The 18,386-nt window shown below is 62.2% G+C and carries 19 protein-coding genes; 4 read left to right on the plus strand and 15 right to left on the minus strand.

Going from position 1 to position 18,386, the window contains the following annotated elements:
- Positions 1-11 precede the first annotated feature (11 nt).
- Genes PWG15_RS27405 through PWG15_RS27415 form a run of 3 tightly spaced genes read right to left on the minus strand, consistent with a single transcriptional unit; the run spans position 12 to position 2,800 of the window.
- Complete coding sequence (locus PWG15_RS27405) at positions 12-332, minus strand: NIPSNAP family protein (RefSeq protein ID WP_275024665.1); 321 nt, start codon at positions 330-332, stop codon at positions 12-14.
- A gap of 11 nt (positions 333-343) precedes the next feature.
- Positions 344-1,969, minus strand: coding sequence for a GMC family oxidoreductase (locus tag PWG15_RS27410; protein WP_275024666.1), 1,626 nt, complete (start codon positions 1,967-1,969; stop codon positions 344-346).
- A gap of 3 nt (positions 1,970-1,972) precedes the next feature.
- Positions 1,973-2,800, minus strand: coding sequence for a uracil-DNA glycosylase family protein (locus PWG15_RS27415; protein ID WP_342457073.1), 828 nt, complete (start codon positions 2,798-2,800; stop codon positions 1,973-1,975).
- A 252-nt stretch (positions 2,801-3,052) separates the two neighbouring features.
- On the opposite strand from PWG15_RS27415, the gene PWG15_RS27420 reads away from it, so the two are divergent.
- Positions 3,053-3,685, plus strand: a complete 633-nt coding sequence (locus tag PWG15_RS27420) for a TetR family transcriptional regulator C-terminal domain-containing protein (RefSeq protein WP_275024668.1) — start codon at positions 3,053-3,055, stop codon at positions 3,683-3,685.
- Between the two features lie 239 nt (positions 3,686-3,924).
- Complete coding sequence (fdxA, locus tag PWG15_RS27425) at positions 3,925-4,263, plus strand: ferredoxin (RefSeq protein ID WP_275024669.1); 339 nt, start codon at positions 3,925-3,927, stop codon at positions 4,261-4,263.
- A 149-nt stretch (positions 4,264-4,412) separates the two neighbouring features.
- Here fdxA and PWG15_RS27430 read toward each other — a convergent pair whose 3' ends face one another.
- The 8 genes from PWG15_RS27430 to PWG15_RS27465 form a co-directional block, all read right to left on the minus strand.
- On the minus strand, positions 4,413-5,735 hold the full coding sequence (locus PWG15_RS27430) for an amidohydrolase family protein (protein WP_425536832.1): 1,323 nt from the start codon (positions 5,733-5,735) through the stop codon (positions 4,413-4,415).
- 71 nt (positions 5,736-5,806) lie between these two features.
- On the minus strand, positions 5,807-6,730 hold the full coding sequence (locus tag PWG15_RS27435) for a LysR family transcriptional regulator (RefSeq protein WP_275024671.1): 924 nt from the start codon (positions 6,728-6,730) through the stop codon (positions 5,807-5,809).
- 44 nt (positions 6,731-6,774) lie between these two features.
- Complete coding sequence (locus tag PWG15_RS27440; RefSeq protein WP_275024672.1) at positions 6,775-7,548, minus strand: enoyl-CoA hydratase-related protein; 774 nt, start codon at positions 7,546-7,548, stop codon at positions 6,775-6,777.
- Positions 7,545-8,702 (minus strand): CaiB/BaiF CoA transferase family protein, encoded by a 1,158-nt coding sequence (locus tag PWG15_RS27445; protein WP_275024673.1) that lies wholly within the window; start codon positions 8,700-8,702, stop codon positions 7,545-7,547. Before PWG15_RS27445 ends, PWG15_RS27440 begins: the two co-directional genes overlap by 4 nt.
- Positions 8,699-10,054: an FAD-dependent oxidoreductase gene (locus tag PWG15_RS27450; RefSeq protein ID WP_275024674.1), complete on the minus strand. Its 1,356-nt coding sequence runs from the start codon at positions 10,052-10,054 to the stop codon at positions 8,699-8,701. Before PWG15_RS27450 ends, PWG15_RS27445 begins: the two co-directional genes overlap by 4 nt.
- A 112-nt stretch (positions 10,055-10,166) precedes the next feature.
- Positions 10,167-11,003, minus strand: a complete 837-nt coding sequence (locus tag PWG15_RS27455) for an ABC transporter permease (RefSeq protein ID WP_275024675.1) — start codon at positions 11,001-11,003, stop codon at positions 10,167-10,169.
- Positions 11,003-11,806 (minus strand): ABC transporter ATP-binding protein, encoded by an 804-nt coding sequence (locus tag PWG15_RS27460; RefSeq protein ID WP_275024676.1) that lies wholly within the window; start codon positions 11,804-11,806, stop codon positions 11,003-11,005. The genes PWG15_RS27455 and PWG15_RS27460 overlap by 1 nt, the downstream gene beginning before the upstream one ends.
- A gap of 4 nt (positions 11,807-11,810) precedes the next feature.
- Positions 11,811-12,845: an ABC transporter substrate-binding protein gene (locus PWG15_RS27465; protein ID WP_275024677.1), complete on the minus strand. Its 1,035-nt coding sequence runs from the start codon at positions 12,843-12,845 to the stop codon at positions 11,811-11,813.
- Between the two features lie 220 nt (positions 12,846-13,065).
- Here PWG15_RS27465 and PWG15_RS27470 point away from each other — a divergent pair, with 220 nt between their 5' ends.
- On the plus strand, positions 13,066-14,499 hold the full coding sequence (locus PWG15_RS27470) for an aldehyde dehydrogenase family protein (RefSeq protein ID WP_275024678.1): 1,434 nt from the start codon (positions 13,066-13,068) through the stop codon (positions 14,497-14,499).
- A 127-nt stretch (positions 14,500-14,626) separates the two neighbouring features.
- Here the strand turns inward: PWG15_RS27470 and PWG15_RS27475 are convergent, their stop codons facing one another.
- The 4 genes from PWG15_RS27475 to PWG15_RS27490 form a co-directional block, all read right to left on the minus strand.
- Complete coding sequence (locus PWG15_RS27475; protein WP_275024679.1) at positions 14,627-14,749, minus strand: hypothetical protein; 123 nt, start codon at positions 14,747-14,749, stop codon at positions 14,627-14,629.
- 173 nt (positions 14,750-14,922) lie between these two features.
- Entirely contained in the window at positions 14,923-15,849 is a 927-nt protein-coding gene (locus PWG15_RS27480) for a dihydrodipicolinate synthase family protein (protein WP_275024680.1), read from the minus strand.
- Positions 15,846-16,553: a ribonuclease activity regulator RraA gene (locus PWG15_RS27485; protein WP_275024681.1), complete on the minus strand. Its 708-nt coding sequence runs from the start codon at positions 16,551-16,553 to the stop codon at positions 15,846-15,848. The genes PWG15_RS27480 and PWG15_RS27485 overlap by 4 nt, the downstream gene beginning before the upstream one ends.
- Positions 16,554-16,568: 15 nt before the next feature.
- On the minus strand, positions 16,569-17,354 hold the full coding sequence (locus tag PWG15_RS27490) for an SDR family oxidoreductase (protein WP_425536770.1): 786 nt from the start codon (positions 17,352-17,354) through the stop codon (positions 16,569-16,571).
- 92 nt (positions 17,355-17,446) lie between these two features.
- On the opposite strand from PWG15_RS27490, the gene PWG15_RS27495 reads away from it, so the two are divergent.
- A complete protein-coding gene (locus PWG15_RS27495) occupies positions 17,447-18,304 on the plus strand; it encodes a LysR family transcriptional regulator (protein WP_275024683.1) in 858 nt (285 codons plus the stop codon).
- Positions 18,305-18,386 lie beyond the last annotated feature (82 nt).

Consider the following 18,386-nt stretch of genomic DNA (forward strand, 5'->3'; position numbering starts at 1 on the left):
CCACTCCCGCCTCAAAGCGGCGGCGAATAGGAGGCCGGATTCATGATCATCACCTCCTGCTTCTGGATCGCGTCCAGTGCCCAGACTTCGGAGATGAATTTCTGCCAGTCCGGGTCCGCATACATGGCCGTGCGCCGCGCTTCGCGATCAGCGAGGCTGTCGTAGGCCCACATCAGAACGGTGGTGTGAAGCGTCCCCAGCTCCGACGCATAGAGACCGACGAACGTGTTGAGATGGCGCTTCTGCACGGGCAGGCCGTCGGCCTCGTACTTCTTCATCCATTTGTCGACCGTGCCGGGCTTGAAGGTGTAGGTGCGGTGTTCAAGGATCATCGCTTTGCTCCCTATGCGTTCAGGATGAATTCGGCGCATTTCTCGCCGATCATGATGGCTGGCGCGTTGGTGTTGCCACTTGAGATGATTGGCATGACCGAGGCGTCCGCGACGCGCAGCCCTTCAATGCCGCGCACCTTGAGCCGCGCATCCACCACGGCCATGGGGTCATTGCCCATCTTGGCGGTTCCAACCGGGTGGAAGGTCGTCATGGCGGTCGCCCGCAGCCAGCTCGTCAAAGCGGCATCGTCGAGCGCTTCCGGTCCCGGTGCCAGTTCCTTGCCGCGATAGCGGTCGAAAGCCTTCTGACCGACGATGTCCCGGGTCAACCGAATGGCATCGATCATCGTGCGGACGTCGAAATCGTCACGGAGGTAGTTGGCCTGGATCTTCGGCTTCTCCGTCGCGTTCGCCGAGCGCAGCGTGATCTCGCCGCGGCTCACCGGATTGACGGGGCCGACGCGGATCGTAAATCCGTGGTTCGCCTCCACAGCCTGCTTCTTCCTAAAAGGGTTGGGGAAGTGCAGGTTGGCCGTCTTTTCCAGCGCCGGCATGAAGTGCAGCTGTATGTCGGGCGCAACCAGGCCATCGTTCGAGCGGATGAAGGCACCGGCCTCATAGGGGAACGTCGTAGTGACGCCCTCGCCGAACAGCATGCCCTGGGCAACGGCCGGGATCAGCTTGTCCGCCCGCAGGTCGCTGAACAGCGTGATCGGTTCCCGGCACTCCCAGCTCATGACGCAGTCGACATGGTCCTGGAGGTTCTTGCCGACGCCCGGCAGATCCAGCACCGGCGCGATGCCGAGCGCCCGGAGTTCGTCTGCCGGCCCGATGCCGGACAGAAGCAGCGCCTTGGGAGAATTGACCACCCCTGAGGAGAGGATCACCTCTCGCCCCGCACGTGCGCGCCCCAACACGCCGTCCTTCAGATATTCGACGCCACACGCCCGATCGCCTTCGATGATCAGACGCATGAGCTCCGCCCCCGTCAACACCGTAAGGTTCTTGCGGCCGAGTGCCGGACGCAGGAACGCCCATGACGTGGACCAGCGCTTTCCTTTGCGGATGGTGAAGTCGTAGCGGCCAAAGCCTTCTTGCGTTTCCCCGTTAAAGTCATCGTTGGCCGGATAGCCGGCCTGGACGCCCGCCTCGCAGAACACGTCCATCAGCGGATTGTGACCACGGGCCCGGCAAACGGTGAGTTCCCCGTCGCCACTGTGGAACGCATCCTTGCGCTGAACATGCGTTTCGGAGCGTCGGAATGCCGGCAGCACTTCATCATAGGACCAACCGGGCAGCCCAAGCTGCGACCAGCGATCATAGTCATGGCGATTACCGCGCACATAGATCATGCCGTTGATGGTAGAGGTGCCGCCCAGCACCTTGCCGCGCGGCCAATAGAGCGAACGGCCATTCAGATAAGGCTCGGGCTCGGTGTGATAGTGCCAATTGTAAATGCCCGAATGGAACAGCTTGCCCATTAGCATCGGCAGCCGGAAGAGCGGATTGCGATCCTTGCCGCCGGCCTCGATCAAAAGCACGCGGTTTGCCGGGTTTTTCGACAGACGGTTCGCAAGGACACAACCGGCCGAGCCCGCCCCAACAACGATGAAATCATATTCCGGGTTACGCGCCATGGTTCACCACGCGACGGGCCGGCCGCCCATCGCCTCCAGATAAGAATTGCAGAGAAGGAACGGATTTTCCCGGCCGAGCACCTTGTCGGCAAAGGCGGGATGCTCGCGCTGGACATAGGCGACATGGCCCCTGCATCCCTCGACAATCCCGACTTCGGAGAAAATGTCGGCTGCAGCTGCACCAAAACCCAAGAGGACGACAGGCTTGTCTCGCGCGACAAGCATTTCGACCACGCGCAAAATCAACGGCCGCCAGAAGGACAGATGCCCGCGCGACTGGTGCGGATCGATATCGACGCGGAAACGAGAAAGCGTCAGCGAAGCATTGAGCAGCAGTACACCCTCCCCAACCCAACGGTCGGCGATCAGGTTCGGCGCCTCGAAGGAACTGGTGGGATCGCACAGCAGCTGCCGCACATCCGGCCACCGGCCGAAATCACGCGCAAGATCTTCGTCGCCAAGGCGTGCGGCCGCAATCAGCTGCATGTAGGCGCGAATGCTCTTCGAGAACATCTTGTCCAGCTCACCCCATGCAGCCAGATTTCCGGCCTCGAAGGCTCGCCCCGTCGCAAAACCCGGCTCGGGATAAGGATCCTGGCCAAGGACCAGACAGCGAACGCCCTCGGGCGCAACTCCGTCGAACGCCGCCAGGGCGTGCGCGCCTCTTGGCTGACCCGGAAAGGTCCTGCCGCGGCGCGCCGGGAAGATCGGCTCCCACGGCTCCAGCTCGAGGCCCGCATCGATACGGCTGAAATCGTCGCCGATGGCGCCAAGCGCATCGCGCCATGCATGCGGGAGGTCACCCTCCCAGCCTGCAAACGTCTCCGCCATCGCGTCTCTCAAGCGCATCGGCATTACGGCTCCCCTTCCGTTCATTGACGACGAGACTAGACAAAAGCTGACCAAAGTGTCAACTTTCAAAACACAAAAAATGACGACTCGGTCAAGTTTTTCTGACTCAATCGTCAACTTTCTGGCGAAGCTCGATACGCTTGCATTTCGCTGGAAAACGCGGCAATTGCGAAAGCAGTCCCGCCACCACGCACGATTGCCTGGTAAGAAGCGAGATGGAGGCGAAACCATATGGCAAGGGCAGCACGAGATCCCGAAGAGCGCATCCGCGAACGCAATATGCGGCTCATCATCAAGGCCGGGATCGAAATCTTCGCCCGCAAGGGCTTCGACGGCACGCGCATCGCCGAGATTGCCGAGGCTTCGGGCCTGCCCAAGGCAAATGTCTACTACTATTTCTCGTCCAAGGAGGAGATCTACACCGCCATCATCGCGCATCTGCTCGCCAGCTGGGACGATGCACTGAAATACATTTCGCCGGAGCGGGAGCCCGCGGAAGCGTTCGAGCTCTACATCAAGGCGAAGCTGGAATACACGCGCAAGAACATGGCAGAGTCCCGGCTCTTCGCCAGCGAGATCATTCAGGGTGCCCGCTTCCTGTCCAGGAAGGATCGAGAGCACATCCGCCAGGTCACGGACGCCCATGTCGCCGTGGTCGAGGGCTGGATCGCCGCCGGCAAGATGCTGCCGGTCGATCCGCGCCATCTTTTTATCATGCTCTGGGCATCGACGCAGTTTTATTCGGACTTCGAACCGGTCGCCGTCGATGCGCTCAGAAAGCCTCGTTTGAAAGCCGACGACTACGAGAAGGCGGCGGCCACGATCACCGAGACGATCCTGAGAGGCATCCTCCGGCAGCCCTGAACTGGACCGGCGCAGAGGGCATCGTGAGCACGCCCGCAAGTTCGCGCCGCCGAATGGTCGGGCTCGCTTCAGGGCTGGCACGTTCCAGGAAACTTGCCCCCTGAGACAACATCCATCACCTTCGAAGCAGCGGCCAGACGTTGCCTTTTTGGCAATCGACCTTGCGAATATCTGTGCTTCTTCGGCAAGGGAAACTCTGAATAATTGGCCGTGCAAGCAACTCTTCAGAGACCAGCAAGATGGCCTATGTCATTACCGAACCCTGCATCGACGTGAAGGATGGCGACTGCACCGCGGCCTGCCCCGTGGACTGCATCTACGAAGGTGGCCGTACCTTCTACATCCACCCGGACGAATGCATAAATTGCGGGCTCTGTCTTTCGATCTGTCCCGTCGATGCCATTGTCTGGGATCAGGAGATACCGGACAGCCAGCGCCATTTTATCGCTGTGAACAAGGAGTTCTTCGGACCCGACGTCACCGGAATGGGCTCACCGGGCGGCTGGAGCAAGGAGTGTTCCACGGCACAGGACCACCCATTCGTTGCAGCCTTCGAGAAAGCGGCGGCGATAGTGTAGCAAGTCCTGATCGACAGAAGCCTGGCGGCCGTCCCACAGCGCCCAAGCGGGCCACCCGCGCGGCCGAGAGCACCGAGCCTCCAAGCTGGCGGAAGGCCGCCTTCAGCGCGGCCTTGCACACCACAGAGATACCGGCGCGTCGCCGCGGTTCACCAGTCGGAATAATAGGCCCGCGTTGCCGCGGCCAGCTTGGTCACCCGCCTGCGCTCAGCAGTCAGCCGAGGAAGGTCCGCACGCGCCTGCCGCAAAAGTTCGGCCCGGGCCCCTTCGAAATCGACCTGGGTCAGCCTCCCACCGCGCATGATCTCCTGTCCGCCGACATAGAGCCCCTTCGCGTGCGCCGCCGTCATCCGGGTGAGCAGAACCTCGGCCTCGTCCAGATCGTCCATCAGGCTGTCGGCAATCAGTGCACCGTAATCCACAAGCACGAGATCTTCGTTCGCTGGCGCATTCACAACCTTAGAGCCGACATGGATTGCGGCATCGAAGACGCGTCCGGCCGTGAAGGTCCGCGACAAGCCGCGGCCACCATGCAGCAGATGGGCAAGGCGCAGTTCGCGCCAAAGATCCTGGTCGTCGTCAAACCCCGTTCCGTCGAGGCCGAAAGCGAAAGCGGGTCCGCTTGCCGGAATGGCAGCCACAGGCGCCACACCGGAACGCAGACGCAAATTCGCCGACGGGTTCGAAACGAGTTGCACACCCCGCGCAGCCAGCAGTTCCAACTCGTCCGGCCGCAGTTGAACGCCATGGGCAACGGCAAGGCGCGGCGAAAGGAAGCCGATATCGTCGAGATATCGAACAACCCCTTGCGGGAAGCGCCGGTCCAGCCACGACCTCTGCCTTGGGCTCTCGAGCAGATGCATGTGGATGCGCCGGCCCGTTGCGTGAGAGGCCTCGGCGATGGCTTCGAGCAGTGCATCGGAGCACCATTGCGGCCCGATCGGACCATACTGGACATCGATCAGCGGGCTGGCATTGGCTGCAGCGACCGCATCGGCCGCCGAAATCTGGACCGAAGGCGACGCGTATTGCGGGATCGAGGCACTGAGCTCATCCCAATCTGCCGAGGCGAGATACGGCCGCAATCGCTCAGGCCCGCCGTCATAGGCCCACGGATCGTAGTTAAGAAGCGGACAGGAAAGCGCGAGCCTTATGCCCACGTCGCGCGCTGCACGCATGACGGCGCCCGCCTCGTCGACGAGACGGTCGACGTTCAGCGAATTGTGGCAGTGCATGGTCGCGCCGACGCCCGTTTGCGCCAGCCGGGAGAATGCGACAAGCGCTTCCAGATAGGGGTCGGTTCGCGGGCGAAGCCGAAGTCCAGGTATCCACACTTCCAGGGCATCGTCGACGTTGCCGAAATCGAGCGTGCGGATGCCATAGCCGTGGTCATGGGCGTTGACGGGCGGCTGCATCAACAGTGCATTGGCCGGGATCGTTGCCGAGGAGACACCGTCAGGCAGATGCAGCAAGAGGTTTGGCTCGCGCCTTGCGGCCTCGTGGCCAGGACGCAAGAGAAGTCGCCCGGGAATGGATGCTGCGCTCAAGGATTGATTGCCTCCATGATCTGGTCGCTGAACCTCAGCAGCTCCGCACCAACGAATTCGATGACGGCTTCGGCCGCGTGCGTGCGCTGCCGCCGTCGCTGCACCAGGATTCCGATATGCAGGTTCTGAAGGCGCGATCCGGAAAGCGGTATGGGAACGACATCGCCGGCCTTGATCTCCGCGAGGAAACCGATCGGCGTAAAGAAAGCCACGCCCTGACCGGAGAGGATGAACGGCTTGAGCATCATCTGGCTGTTCGACAGCACAAAGGGCCGGCCGGTTCGCTCGAAGACCGAGAGTTCGATTTCGATGAGCGAGCGGATCGGTTGCGTATCGAGTTGCAGAAGCAGGTCGTATTGGGCGCATTCGGCGAGCGAGACCTGCCGCTGCTTCGCCAGCGGATGTCCCCGTCCGACGAAAGCCATCAGCGGCATCGGCACGCGAAAGAGCATCTCGGTATCGTCAGGCCGGGCCAGATCGAATGTCATCCCCATATCGACATCGCCTTCGGCGACCAGGCTGCTGATGTTGCCGTGGCCGGCGGTGTGGATGTGAAAGCTCACCCCGGGATGGATGCTGTGGAACGCGTTGACCATATCCGGCAGGAACTGGATGGCCAGGCTGTCGAGACAGGACATCTGCACACGGCCGGTCTTTTTTCCCTGCAGGGCGCCGAGGTCGCTGCGCAGAAGCTCAAAATTCTCGAGCGTGACCCGCGCGTGGCGCAACACGTTCTCCCCGGCGACAGTCAGCCTCAGACCGTTCGACAACCGCTCGAAGAGCGCGATCCCGAGCTCGTCCTCCAGTTTCTTGATCTGCCGGCTGACCGCCGAGGATGCGACATGAAGCTCCTCGGAGGCCTTGCGAATGGACCCGGACCGTGCGACCGAGACGAAATATTTCAGGATGCTGGCGTGCATTCGATTGGAACCTCCCCTCCCCTGGGCTCCGACCTATAACACGCTCATCGTCCCCTCCAAACGGGCGCGCGTTTCTCCTGGAAAGCGCTGACGCCTTCCATGGCGTCTTCGCTTTTCAGCGCCTTCACGAGTGCAGGCGTGCGCAGCCCTTGTGCTTCCGCCGGAGACAGATGCCCGGTGCGATTGACGGTCTGCTTGATCGCACGGAGGGAAAGTGGCGCACAGGCGACGATCTCACGCACCCAGCGCGCAACGGCGGCGTCAAGCTCCCCCGGCTCGACCATCTCGTTGACGATGCCGAAGGCATGCATCTCGGTTGCGGAAAACCGCCGCCCGGTCAACAGCACACCCATGGCAAGATTGTGCGGAATCCGGCGCTGGAGAAGCACCATGCCGCCATCGAGCGGCAGGCGCCCGACGCGGGCCTCCGGCAGACCGAACGCCGCCTCCTTCGAGGCGATGACGATATCGCAGCCGAGAACCATCTCGAACCCACCACCGAGCGCATAGCCATTGACCCTGGCAATGACGGGAACATCCAGCGAGCGGCGAAAAGCCAACCCGCCAAAACCGTTCGGCCGGCTTTCGGTCCAGTAGTCGAGGCCGGTCTTTTCGGCCCCTTTCAGATCCGCCCCGGCGCAAAATGCCCGTTCGCCTGCGCCCGTCAGCACAACGCAGCTTATGTCGTCGCGCGCTTCAATCTCCTGCCAGATCGCCTCCAGTTCGCGTTCGGTCGCTGCGTCCACTGCATTCATCCGCTCCGGACGGTTCAACGTGACGGTCGCAACCCGGTCTTCTACAACGAAGGTGACGCTCATGCCGCATCTCCCCGGCGAACGGAAAGCCCCGAGAGGATCTCGTCGTTGTGCTCACCGAGCTTCGGCGGGGCAATGCGCACTGTTACTGTCGCCGCCGACATGTCGATCGGTGAGCCGACCAGCCGGATCGGACCGGCTTTCGTTTCGCCGGCGTGAAGGATCATGCCGTTGATCGTCGTCTGCTCGTCGTCAAGGGCTTCGGGAAGCGAGCGCACCGGTGCGCAAAGAATGTCCACCTGTTCCAGTTGGCCAAGCCAATGGGCGCTGCTGTTCTTCGCGAACGCTTCGCGGAAGACCTTCTGCAGTTCCGGTCGGCGCTGCATCTGCGCATCGAAATCGGCGAATTGCGGCTGGAGCGACAGGTCCTCGATCTCCAGAGCGGTGCAAATGTCGCGCAGCGGGTTCTGCTTGAAAGCCCCGACCATGACGATGGCGCCGTCGGTGGTTTCGAACACGCCCGTCAGCGGGAAAGCGCCCCAGTTCAGGTCTTTCTCCCGCATCATATGTGTCGTGCCCTCCTGCATCTGCATGGCGAGCATGGAGCTGTAGAGGCTGACCGCGACCTGCTGGCCGTGGCCGGTCTTCTCCCGATGCAGCAAGGCAAGCAGAATGCCCTGCACCAGGTGCATGCCGGCCGAATAGTCGGCAAGCGGCGTCGCGTAGATCGACAGCGGATGGCTCGCATCGGACTTGCGCCGCATGACGCCGGAAAGCGCCTGCGCGAGAATGTCCTGCCCGCCCTTGTGGCGATAGGGCCCGTCGAGGCCGAAGCCCGTACCGACGGCGTATATCAGCCGCGGATTTGTCCGTTTGAGCTCCTCGTAACCGAAGCCCATGCGCTCCATAACGTCAGGGCGGAAATTGTTGACGACTACGTCGGCCGTGTCGATCAGGGCGCGGACGGCGGCCCGCGCTTCGTCCTGCTTGAGGTCGAGAGCAAGGCTCTTCTTGTTACGGTTGAGCGACGAGAAAACCGGATTGTTGAGACCATCCGGATCCGACCCAAGCGACCAGCGCGAGAGGTCGCCGATCTTGGCCTTTTCAACCTTGATGACCTCTGCGCCGTAGTCGGCAAGCATCTGCGTGCAGCACGGGCCAAGCATGACCTGGGTGAAATCGACGACGCGGATACCGTCGAGAGGAAGGGATGTCATTCTGCGGCCTCCAGATAGGTAGCGTTTTCGGATGGTACGTCGCCGGGATCGGCCCCTTGCGCCCGCAACTGCTTCTGGATTGCCCGGACATCGGCATCGCGCACCTTGACGCCGGCATTGAGCGCGATGGTGGCGGCAACGCCGGCCGCCTCGCCCATCGCCATGCATGGCGGGATCTCGCGGCTCGACTTCTGCGCCTGGATCGTCGCCGAATAGTGCCTGCCTGCGACGATTAGCTGATCGACTTCTTTCGGCAGCATGGCCCGGTAGGGCGTGTAGTAGTCGCGGCCGCGGCACACCGAATCGGCGAAGTGCTGGCGGTTCATGACGTCGTCCTTGGTGACGACATACTCGCCCTGGAGCAGTCGCGACTGGCGCACGCCCGTCTGCGGTGCGAAGTCGATCACATGGGCATTTTCGAACCCCGGCAAGTTGGCCCGCGCGAAGTCGAGCAGGCGGGCGATGCGACCACGACCCTCGAGTTCCGCATAGGTCAGGTCTTCCACACTCAGACCGGAGAGCTTCGGCATGTGCGGGCAGTTCAGCCAGATGACGCCCGGCAGCGGCGTCTTCAACCACCAGAACGACCAGCATCCACCGATCAGACGCTTGGCCTCATGGTCGATTGCCTTGAACTTCTCCGGTTCCTCGAATTCGAAGCGTTCGGCTGCTTCGGTGTCGATCCCGCCCCAGCGCGATACCGTCGTCAGGATGAAATTGCCGTCCGTATGCTGGGCGCCGGCGTCGGCAGCAACGTCGAGATCGCCCGATGCGTCGATCACGACGTCACCCATGATTGCTTCGCGTCCGGATTTCGTCTGGCAGACCACACCCTTGATCGTACCGTTCTCGACGATTGCCGAGGAGAACCAGCTGTGCGTCCTCAGCTTCACCCCGGATTCGCGAAGGATGTCATAGGAGACCCGCTTGAACGCGTCGGGATCGAAGGCGGCGGCGTAGCAGATCGGATGCGGCGCGGACGGCGTGTGGAAGTCGAACAGGCCCCAGCGCGCCCACCTTTGCCAGGCTTCGGGCGTATCGCGAATGTCGAGTTGCCGGTCGCCGTCCGTCGGCGTAACGCAGAGACCGAGCGTCTTCATGCGTTCGATCATTTCCATGCAGATGCCGCGCACGGTGATTTCGACGCCATTGACCATGTCGTCGAGCACCAGAACCATGCCGCCTGCGGCAAGCCCGCCGACATAGGGGTAGCGTTCGAGGAGCGTAACGCTCGCCCCCGTGCGCGCCGCCGACACCGCGGCGGAGATACCAGCCGGCCCACCGCCGACGACGACCACGTCGGAGCGGTCGACGATCCTGGCATGGCGCAAGGGTTCTCTGATTGTTTCCATAATCGTTCCTCCATAGGGGAAGTGTCCGGCGACATGTGAGGAGCTCACAGCCAGCGACTTCGTCGGTTGACCGGACCCGGATATCCAGGTCCGCAGCAAGGGGTTTAGGGGGTCAGTGGTCCGTCGTCGGTTTCCAGCGGACGATCTTCGATTCCGCGAACGAAACCGCGAAGAAGAGAACCACGGCAAGCGAGGCCGCAATCACCACCGTCGCATAGAGCAGAGGCGAACGGAAATTGTAGGTCGCCTCGATGATCAGGGCGCCGAGGCCGTAGCTTGAGCCGATCCACTCGGCGACGATAGCGCCCATGACGCTGCTGGTTGCCGCAATCTTCAGCGCGGCGAAAAGGAAAGGCAGCGAGCCTGGCAGGCGAACCTTCCAGAAGATCTCGGAATTGCTGGCAGACAGGATGCGCATCAGGTCGAGCATTGCGGGGCTCGCCGACTTCAGTCCCTGTACCATGTTGACCAGGGTCGGGAAGAAGCAGATCAGGCCTGCGATGATGATCTTCGGCGCAATGCCGTTGCCGACGAGCAGTACCAGGATCGGCGCCAGAGCAATGATCGGGATCGACTTGATGATCACGGCGATCGGATAGAAGGCGCGCTCGGCAAGCGGGCTGTGGACGAACCACACAGCCAGAAGGACGGCAATGACATTGCCGAACACGAAACCGAGAACCGCCTCCATCAGCGTCGGCCAGAAATTCGCCCACAGGATACCGGCGTTTTCGCCGAAGGCCTTGATGACGTCGACTGGCCCCGGCGCCATGAACGTTGGCACCGAAAAGCCCCAGACGACGAGTTGCCACAGCAGGATGCAGCCGAGGATCGCGAGCGTCGCCGGCAGATGTCGCAGGACAGCGCTGACGATAGCATCGATCGCCCTGAACCTGTTGCCGTCGGTCAAGGCGCGGCCTTCCGCGTGTGAAGGAAGGGCATTTGCCATCAGCATTCTCCCAAAAGTTTGCGCAGGTGGGCGGTAACCTGGATGAACTCGACCGTGTCGCGCATCGCCAGCGACCGCGGATAGGGCAAGTCGACCTTCATGAACTCCTTGACGCGTCCGGGATGGGCCGCCAGCATCAGCACATGTTGACCGAGGAAGACCGCCTCCGGGATCGAATGGGTGACGAAGAGGATCGTCGTCCCGGTTTCCTGCCAGAGGCGCAGCAGCTCTTCGTTCAGCTTGTCGCGCGTGATCTCGTCGAGCGCGCCGAAGGGCTCATCCATCAACAGGATGCGGGGTCGGGTCACCAGCGCGCGGGCGATCGCCACGCGCTGGCGCTGGCCGCCCGACAGTTCGTGCGGCATCGCCTTCTCGCGCCCCTTCAGCCCGACGAGGGCCAGAAGCTCTTCCGGATCGGCATAGGTTGCGCCAGCTTCGCGCTTTCCCACCAGCAGGGGGAGACGCACGTTGTCGATCACGTTGCGCCAAGGCAGCAGCGTCGCTTCCTGGAAGACGAAGGCGAAATCGCGGCCTTCGCGTGCCTTGCGCGGTGTCTGGCCATGCACGGACACCGAGCCGTCGGTGATGTGCACGAGATCCGCGACCGTTCGCAACAGGGTGGACTTGCCGCAGCCGGATGGGCCGAGCATGGTCACGAGCGAGCCGGCCGGTATCTCTACCGAAACGTCGGAGAGTGCGGTGAAGCCGGAGTCATCTGCGCCGAAGCGGATATGAAGGTTCTTCACCGATACGGCGGAGTTGCCGACCGACGCCTGGCCGGGTCTGATAACCGTTTCCAGCATCGCCTTACCCTACGCTCTTGCGAACATCGGCTGTCGCATCCAGGATCGCCATCGTGTAGACGTCGTCGGCCTTCGGAACAGTGCCGGTAAACTGGCCCAGGTCCGCATAGGTCTTGATCTGCTCTTCCCAGTTTGCCCGGTCCATGCCGCCCCACCCCTCGGTGGCGGTGGTCTCGTTGAACACGAACTTCATCAGCGGCCCGATGGCCTCCAGCTCGCTCGCCTTGTCGAGGTTCGGGTAGGCTTCGAGCAGGATGTCGACGGCCTCCTCCTGGTTGTCGCGGGCATAGCCCCATCCCCGTGCAGAACCCGCCACGAAGGCTGAGAGATGGTCCGCGTGATTTTGCAGCTGGTCGTCGGTGGTATAGTAGACGTTGGCATAGAGGCGGATACCGCCGTCCCATAGCGTCAGGTCGACCCGGTCGTCACCCAGAACCTTCAGGGCGTTGACGTTCGTCAGCCAGCCACAGACCGCATCGGCCTGGCCGGTCACGAGCTGGTTCATGTCCGAACCCATGTTGACGATCTTGACCTGGTCTTCCGAAATCCCGTTCTTGGCAAGAAGCGCGCGCAGCAAGATGACTGAAGTCGGAATCGCCGCGATCGTCTTGCCGATCATGTCCTGGGGCTTGGCAATTGGATTTGCCTTGCGGGAGAAGTAGGCGAAGGGATGTTTCTGGTAGCCGGCCGCGAATGCCTTGATCGGCGCGCCGGCCGAGCGGGCGAGCATCACCGAGGGGCTGGAGGAAATCTGACCGATCGTCGACTGGCCGACGGCAACGCCAGCCACACCGTCGACATTCGGTCCGCCAGGCACGATTTCGAGCTCGATATTCTTCTCGGCGTAATAGCCCTTCTTGCGAGCGACCAGTTCTCCGAGAAGCCCGTTGGAGGGCAGCCAACCGAGCTGCATGCGAATCGTGGTGCTATCGGCAGCCAGGCCGGGTGAAACATTGATAAGGCTATGGGTCGCAGCAATCGCGCCCATTGCAGCAGCATTCGAAAGGAAACCTCGGCGGTTCATCATAAAACGAGACATATCGTTCCCCTTGCTTGTTATGGGATCGATGATGATGGAATTTGGCATCTCATAAAGCACAATTTTTAGCGGTTGGCATTGCCGATACGGCAACGCTCGGGAGGGCGCCCGGGTTTGCCGTTTTGGCAATGGCAGCGTCGAAAGATTGTTCTTTGTGCAGGCTCGATCGCATCCGATAAGCAAAGACATAGTCAAAGCCTGAGCGGCGCGGAGGATAGATATGGTGCAGAAGAACCTGATCGATGGGGAATGGATCGCCGGTAGCGGGGCGTTCCGCAATATCAACCCATCCGACACCGATGACGTGGTTGGCGAATATGCCCGTGCGTCTGCCGACGATGCGCGGGCGGCGATCGCCGCTGCCAAGGCGGCGTTTCCGGCCTGGTCGCGCTCCGGCATCCTCGAGCGCCACGCGATCCTCAGAAAGACCGCCGACGAGATCCTCGCCCGCAAGGACGAGCTCGGGAAGTTGCTGTCGCGCGAGGAAGGCAAGACGCTTATCGAGGGGATTGGCGAGACGGTGCGCGCCAGCCAGATCTTCGACTTCTTTGCCGGCGAGTGCCTGCGGCTGGCGGGTGAAGTGCTGCCGTCGGCGCGTCCAAACATTGGCGTCGAGATCACCCGCGAGCCGGTCGGCGTCGTCGGCATCATCACGCCCTGGAACTTCCCGATCGCCATCCCCGCTTGGAAGATCGCCCCGGCCCTTTGCTACGGCAACACCGTCGTCTTCAAGCCGGCCGAGCTGGTACCGGGCAGTTCGTGGGCGATCGTCGACATTCTTCACCGCGCCGGCCTGCCGAAAGGTGTGTTGAACCTCGTCATGGGCAAGGGCTCGGTCGTCGGCCAGGCGATGCTCGACAGCCCGGATGTGCACGCGATTACCTTCACCGGCTCGACCGGCACCGGCAAACGCGTCGCGCTGGCATCGGTCGAGCACAATCGCAAATATCAGCTGGAGATGGGTGGCAAGAACCCCTTCGTCGTGCTCGACGACGCCGATCTTTCCGTTGCGGTCGAGGCGGCGGTCAACTCCGCCTTCTTCTCCACCGGCCAGCGCTGCACCGCATCCTCGCGCATCATCGTCACCGAGGGCATTCATGACCGCTTCGTTGCCGCGATGGGTGAGCGGATCAAGGGGCTCGTCGTCGACGATGCCTTGAAGGCCGGCACGCAGATCGGCCCGGTGGTCGATGAGAGCCAGCTCAACCAGGACACCGATTACATCGCCATCGGCCGCCAGGAAGGCGCGAAGCTCGCCTTTGGCGGTGAGCTGCTGAAGCGCGACACGCCCGGCTTCTACCTGCAGCCGGCGCTGTTTACCGAAGCGACCAATCAGATGCGCATTTCCCGCGAGGAGATTTTCGGGCCGGTCGCCGCCGTCATCCGCGTCAGGGACTATGATGAGGCACTCAGCGTTGCCAACGACACGCCCTTCGGCCTGTCGTCCGGCATCGCCACGACCAGCCTCAAGCATGCAACCCATTTCAAGCGCAATGCCGAAGCCGGCATGGTGATGGTCAACCTGCCGACGGCGGGCGTCGATTTCCACGTGCCCTTCGGCGGTCGCAAGGGTTCGTCCCACGGTTCGCGCGAACAGGGACGCTACGCCGCCGAGTTCTACACCACCGTCAAGACGGCCTACACGTCGGCGTAGATGCGAGCACAGGCCCCGCCGTTCGACTGGAGATTAACGTGTTGAACGGCGGGGCAATTCCGATGATCCGAACAGACGCAGCAGCCGCAAACACGCGGGTCACCAGATCCGGGGAGCGGATCCGCTCTCACAGCACGGAATAGAGGGACCGCGACGACACCACATACTGGATCGCCACAAGCAGCAGCGCGACCGCAACGATCACGCCGATACGCAAAATCCTATCGAGGAAAGTTTCCTGGCCCTGCATCGTCAAACCTCGTTCTGCAACAGGTGTATTCGACAATCGCCACAGCCAAGGTATCATCCTCGCGTACCTCGGCACAGATCGCGATAAAGAGGCGCAGATACGAGGGATGACTTCGTGTAGGCCCGTCCGCGGCTCTTGATCAGCTACGAACGGGCTCAGTAAGATCGAACAGACTAGAGAGCAGCGCGCTTGTCATGCCTTGCGACACGAGCAAGCAGATAGTCGACTTCTGCGCGCGCTATCGGGGTCAGCATCTGGGCCGGCTTGCGTTGGGCGTCGGAGGCGATGACGCCACGGCGTTTCAGGACGTGCTTGCGAACGGCAAGGCCGACGCCAAGCTGCTGTTCGTAACGGATCAGGGGCAAGTGCGCATCGAAGAGGTCGTGCGCTTCATCCCTCTTTCCGGCCGCAAACAATCCCATGAGTTCGGTGAGCATGTCCGGGAAGCCGTAGCCAGTCATGGCACCATCAGCGCCCCGTTCCGGCTCGAAGTCGAGGAACATGCCGCCATTGCCGCAGAGCACCGAAAAATCGCGAAGCTCTCCCGCCTTCTGCATGGCGCGCAACTTCGATATCTTTTCAAGGCCGGGCCAGTCCTCGTGCTTCAGCATCAGGCAGGACGGGTGGTTGGCCATGATCTTCGCAATGACGCCGGGCGTCATGACGACCGTAAGCGTCAGCGGGTAGTCCTGCAGCACCCACGGCACATCTTCGCCGACAGCCTCGACTGCGCCTGCGAAATAGTTGACGATCTGGTCGTCAGTGCGCAGCGCAGGAGGCGGAGCGATCATCACGCCGGCAGCCCCCATGTCCATCGAGACACGCGCCAAAGAGCGCATGCTGGCGAACCCTGGAGCAGAGACGCCGACGATCACTGGAATTTTGGACCGTGAGACCACACGCTTGACGATGGCCCGGCTTTCCTCCGGCTCGAGCTTCGGAGCCTCGCCCATGATCCCGAGGATCGTGACGCCGGTGCAGCCGCTCTCCTCATAAAAATCCGTCAGCTTGTCGATCGAATTGAAGTCGATCGAGCCGTCGTCGAGGAATGGTGTGGTTGCGATGGCGTAGACGCCTTTGGATTGCGTGCTGAATGTCATTTCTGGCTGTCCCTCCAGGCCTCATACCGGGCCTTCGTTTCTGCATTCATTGGGTAAAGACCGGGAAGCGGCACGCCCCGATCGACTTCGCTCATGATCCAGGCCTCCATGCGCTCCTGCTCGGGCGCTTCCGCCAGCACCTCGTCGAGAAACGCTACCGGGATGAGGACTGCACCGTCGTCATCCACCACGACGATGTCGCCCGGAAGCACGGCAACGCCACCGCAATTGATTGGCTCCTGCGATCCGACGAAGGTCAGCCCCGCGACGGAGGGCGGTGCGGCTATGCCATTGCACCACACCTTCATGCCGCTCGCCAGCACGCCCTCGGCGTCACGCATCACGCCGTCGGTGACGAGGCCGGCGACGTTGCGTTTCGCCATCCGGGCGCACAGGATGTCGCCGAAGATGCCTGCATCGCTGATGCCCATGGCGTCGGCGACGGCGACGCAGCCCTCCGGCATCGCCTCGATCGCCGCCCGGGTGGAGATCGGCGATGCCCAACTCGCGGGCGTGGCGAGGTCCTCGCGCGCGGGGATGAAGCGCAGGGTAAATGCCTTGCCGACAACCCGCCCCTGGCCAGGCTTCAACGGCCTGGTGCCACGCATCCAGACATTGCGAAGCCCTTTCTTGAGGAGAACCGTCGTGAGCGTCGCCGTGGATACACCCTTCAGGGTTTCAATGACGTGAGGCTCAAGTGTCATGAAAGATCTCGCCCATCAGATGCTGTTGATCAGGCCGCCATCGACGCGGATGACGGAGCCGGTGATGTAGGATGCACGGGGACTGGCAAGGAAGGTGACTGTGTCGCCGTATTCCTTCGGGTCGCCGTAGCGGCCAACGGGAATGGACCCGGTGCTTTCGGCCGTGACATCGGCGACCAGCCGGTTCTCGCGTTTCGCTTTCTGCTCGTCCAGAAACACGATGCGCCCGGTGGCGATGCGTCCGGGCAGCACGATGTTTGCGGTGATGCCGTCACGCCCGACCTCGCGCGCCAAGGTTTTGGACCAGCCAACCAGCGCCAGGCGCAGGCTGTTCGATATCCCGAGATTGGCAATCGGCGCGACGACGCCGGAAGACGTGGAGGTGATGATACGCCCCCACTTGCGCTCGCGCATGCTCGGAAGCACCGCATCGGTGACCGCGATCACCGAACGAACCATGAGATCGAAGTACTTCGACCAATCATCGGGCGACTGGCCTGCGGCAGGCGTCGGCGGCGGACCGCCGGTGTTGTTGACCAGGATATCGACCGGACCGAACGCGCTGTTTATGGCCTCAAGCTTCCGACCAACCAGGGACAGGTCGCTGATATCCCAGAGCAGCGGAATGGCCTTGCCCCCCTCGGCCTTTACTGCATCCGCGGTCGCCTTGGCACTTTCCTCGTGGATGTCGGCGACGACGACGGAAACACCTTCGGCCGCAAGCGATCTTGCTATGGCGCCGCCAAGTCCGCCACCGGCGCCGAATACGAGCGCCGTCTTGCTGTTCAACTGAAGATCCAACTTTTCCTCCATCGCTTCCGGGTCACTATGGCAAGGCGGAAACGGAAGAAAAACCTTCCTTTTTATCCCTTTAGACGATAGTAAAACTAACGATGGAAACGCGTTTTCTCGAAACCTTTCTGACGGTCGTGGAACACGGCTCCCTGGCTGAGGCCTCGCGCCGGCTCGGCGTCACGCCGGCCGCGATAGCGCAGCGCATCCAGGCGTTGGAAGACGAGATCGGGCTGCCCCTTCTCGCGCGATCCGGTCGGCGAGTGAAGCCGACCGAGGCCGGGATCGCGATACTGGAGAAGAGCCGACGTGTTCTCGCTGACGTCAGGCAGCTTAAAAGTCTGGCGCACGACGATCAGGCATTCGGAGAACTGCGACTTGGCGCGATCTCGACGGCACTGACCGGTCTGCTTCCGAACGCGCTACGAAAAGTCTTCGACACGACGCCGGGCGTCGACATCTTCCTGCTGCCGGGAACGTCGGCAGAGCTCTATAACAGCGTGCTTGAGGAAAAGATCGACGCGGCAATCCTCGTCAAACCGCCCTTCCCCATACCCAAGACCTTGCATTGGGAACTGATCCGCTCGGAGCCGTTCGTCCTTCTCGCGCCGCCCAACCTTACGCACATTCCCCCCGACCGATTGCTTCGCGAGCAACCGTTCATCCGATACGACAGAAGCAATTGGGGTGGCCGGTTGGCAGATGCCTATCTTCAATCTCAGCGGATTCTTCCTCGTGAGTGGCTGGAACTCGACTCGCTCGAAGCCATATCGGTCATGGTTGAAGCGGGACTCGGCGTATCGCTCATGCCCGACTGGCGCTCGTCCCTCTTCGACAAGCTGCGCGTTGCCCGGCTTCCGCTGCGCAACGCACCGTCCCGCGAGATCGGGTTGCTCAGGCCGCGCAACGTCCCGTCAGCCAGATTGATACAAGCCGTTCTCGACGCCCTTCGATCATAGAAACGGAACCCGCTGCGCTGCACTGTCCAGCCTGCAAACGAGGGTGGCAAACAGCGAGGCTATAAGACTCTCGGTGGCGCCC

Origin of the sequence: Ensifer adhaerens, assembly GCF_028993555.1 — a bacterium.
GTDB classification, from domain to species: Bacteria; Pseudomonadota; Alphaproteobacteria; order Rhizobiales; family Rhizobiaceae; genus Ensifer; species Ensifer adhaerens_I.

Bases quoted from the DNA above. Each gene is read 5' to 3' on its own strand.
- PWG15_RS27405 (WP_275024665.1), bottom strand. From the start codon at position 332: ATGATCCTTGAACACCGCACCTACACCTTCAAGCCCGGCACGGTCGAC.
- PWG15_RS27410 (WP_275024666.1), bottom strand. From the start codon at position 1,969: ATGGCGCGTAACCCGGAATATGATTTCATCGTTGTTGGGGCGGGCTCG.
- PWG15_RS27415 (WP_342457073.1), bottom strand. From the start codon at position 2,800: ATGGCGGAGACGTTTGCAGGCTGGGAGGGTGACCTCCCGCATGCATGG.
- PWG15_RS27420 (WP_275024668.1), top strand. From the start codon at position 3,053: ATGGCAAGGGCAGCACGAGATCCCGAAGAGCGCATCCGCGAACGCAAT.
- fdxA (WP_275024669.1), top strand. From the start codon at position 3,925: ATGGCCTATGTCATTACCGAACCCTGCATCGACGTGAAGGATGGCGAC.
- PWG15_RS27435 (WP_275024671.1), bottom strand. From the start codon at position 6,730: ATGCACGCCAGCATCCTGAAATATTTCGTCTCGGTCGCACGGTCCGGG.
- PWG15_RS27440 (WP_275024672.1), bottom strand. From the start codon at position 7,548: ATGAGCGTCACCTTCGTTGTAGAAGACCGGGTTGCGACCGTCACGTTG.
- PWG15_RS27445 (WP_275024673.1), bottom strand. From the start codon at position 8,702: ATGACATCCCTTCCTCTCGACGGTATCCGCGTCGTCGATTTCACCCAG.
- PWG15_RS27450 (WP_275024674.1), bottom strand. From the start codon at position 10,054: ATGGAAACAATCAGAGAACCCTTGCGCCATGCCAGGATCGTCGACCGC.
- PWG15_RS27455 (WP_275024675.1), bottom strand. From the start codon at position 11,003: ATGGCAAATGCCCTTCCTTCACACGCGGAAGGCCGCGCCTTGACCGAC.
- PWG15_RS27460 (WP_275024676.1), bottom strand. From the start codon at position 11,806: ATGCTGGAAACGGTTATCAGACCCGGCCAGGCGTCGGTCGGCAACTCC.
- PWG15_RS27465 (WP_275024677.1), bottom strand. From the start codon at position 12,845: ATGTCTCGTTTTATGATGAACCGCCGAGGTTTCCTTTCGAATGCTGCT.
- PWG15_RS27470 (WP_275024678.1), top strand. From the start codon at position 13,066: ATGGTGCAGAAGAACCTGATCGATGGGGAATGGATCGCCGGTAGCGGG.
- PWG15_RS27475 (WP_275024679.1), bottom strand. From the start codon at position 14,749: ATGCAGGGCCAGGAAACTTTCCTCGATAGGATTTTGCGTATCGGCGTG.
- PWG15_RS27480 (WP_275024680.1), bottom strand. From the start codon at position 15,849: ATGACATTCAGCACGCAATCCAAAGGCGTCTACGCCATCGCAACCACA.
- PWG15_RS27485 (WP_275024681.1), bottom strand. From the start codon at position 16,553: ATGACACTTGAGCCTCACGTCATTGAAACCCTGAAGGGTGTATCCACG.
- PWG15_RS27495 (WP_275024683.1), top strand. From the start codon at position 17,447: ATGGAAACGCGTTTTCTCGAAACCTTTCTGACGGTCGTGGAACACGGC.